The sequence below is a fragment of the Actinotignum sp. usb-actsch-rep-73 genome, assembly GCF_059082735.1.
Genome location: NZ_JBHNPV010000012.1, coordinates 1 through 1,762, shown reverse-complemented (window position 1 = coordinate 1,762; position 1,762 = coordinate 1). Strand labels below are relative to the sequence as shown.

2 protein-coding genes are annotated in these 1,762 nt (G+C 56.9%); both read right to left on the bottom strand.

What is annotated here, in order from left to right:
* Window positions 1-17 precede the first annotated feature (17 nt).
* Window positions 18-863, bottom strand: a complete 846-nt coding sequence (locus AC5RE1_RS00675) for a cytochrome c biogenesis CcdA family protein (protein ID WP_006681450.1) — start codon at window positions 861-863, stop codon at window positions 18-20.
* Window positions 860-1,762, bottom strand: a 903-nt coding sequence (locus AC5RE1_RS00670; RefSeq protein ID WP_493938195.1) for a DsbA family protein, incomplete at its 5' end; no start/stop codon positions are given. The genes AC5RE1_RS00675 and AC5RE1_RS00670, both read right to left, overlap by 4 nt.

Sequence of the window (1,762 nt, the reverse complement as noted above, 5' to 3'; positions counted from 1 at the left end):
TCGAGAACAGCAAAGAACTACGCGGCGTTTGTTTCCGTCTCCTTTGTCCGACGAGGCCACGCGAACCACGCGGCGGCAATCACCAAGACAACAACTGTGATCATTGCCCACGTAGGAATCGTCGAACCGAACCGCATCAGAGACTGTTCCCACGAAGCCAAGGTCGTTGCTGAAATCAATCCCCCAAGTGGATTCGCGATGCCAGCGACCAGAAGCGCCGCGCCCAGCGCAACCAAAACGATGCCTGAGACGACGTTCGTCCACGTTGTATCGCGACCGAATAGTCGAAGGGGGCGGGGACGCAACCAGGTGCTTGAGGACAAATTCGTAGACTGCCACGCCAATGCGAGCACTGCCAGAGGAACAACCATGCCAGTGGCGTACAGAGCCATCAGAGCAGCGCCTGTTGCCGGCGAAGCTCCGATACCTGCGGCCACCAAAACGGCCCCTAGGATTGGCCCAGCGCAACCGATACCGGCAAAGCCATAGGTGAGCCCCAAAAGGTAGATCGACAGAGGATGAGTGCGATCACGTTCTTTGCGTACTCCCGCCGACGCCTTGCGATGGGGCGTGGGGATTTCAAGAGCGATAATCTCAACGATGCCAAGAATGATGATGATGAAGGCGCAGATGCGTGTGATCAGATCCAGGTGATCGCGCAGAGCTGATCCCGCCGCGCCGACAAGTACGCCCAAAGGCAGAAGAGAAGTCAGCAAACCCAGCCAGAAGATTCCGGTGCGCAGTAGCAGTGCAGAACGCGACTGGAATGCGTATGCGAAGAATGCTGGCAGGATCATCACCGAACAGGGGGCGAAGACCGTCAATACGCCACCGAGCAGGGCAGCCAATGGGGTCAAAGTCATGAACGGGCGGCCTCCGCCTGAAGTTCAATCGTTGTGCGCACATACTCGTAATCGCGGTAGCCCGAAATGTAGGTGTCCCCAATGAACATGAAAGGTGTGCCGGTGATGCCGATGGAGTAGGCTTCCTTCTTCGCGTTGGCGACAGCCTGAACGGTTTCGGCCGCATTCATCGTGGCGCGGAAGGTGTCGATGTCTGAAACGCCAGCTTGTTCAGCGAATGCGACGAGAGATTCCTCGGTGTATTCCGGGTGTTCGTGTTCGTTGGTTGCCTGATACAGCAGGTCGTGGAATTCCCAGAACTTGCCCTGATCGGCTGCCGCACGTCCCGCTTGAGCTGCTAAGGGGGACGTGGGGGTGATCTGTGCCAGGTCGCGCCATTCGATGCGAAGAGTTCCGTCTTCGATCAGATCGGCAAGTTGGGGTTCGATTTTTTTAGCAAACAGCGTGCAGTAGGGGCAGGAGAAGTCAGAGAAGAGTGTGAGGACAACCGGAGCGCCCAGAGCGCCTTTGGCCTGATTGTCGTTGGCGTCGCGCTTGGGTGCGGATCGAATGATTGCAAGGAGCTCTGCGTTCTTCTCACTGGGTGCTGCGACGTTCGGGTCAACGTCGGCGGCCGCCGCGGCAGCGGACGAGGCTCCTGGCGTCGCTGATGCAGATTGGGCAGATTGAGTGTGCGTCGAGTCTGACGATTGCGCTGATGCTGCCGAATCTGCTTGCTTGTTTCCACTAGTTGTCCAAATGCTGACGGCAAGGACGAATGCTGCAATGATGATGAGTGCGATCGAAATGATGAGCGATCGGGATTTACGGCGTGGCTGGGATGAAACAACTGGTGATGTCACGACTTCGCTTCCGATTGGTTGTTGGGGAATAGTGAAAACTATCGATGATTCTTTAGT

Excerpts from the sequence above, each read along its gene's own strand:
- AC5RE1_RS00675 (WP_006681450.1), bottom strand. The coding sequence starts at position 863 with ATGACTTTGACCCCATTGGCTGCCCTGCTCGGTGGCGTATTGACGGTC.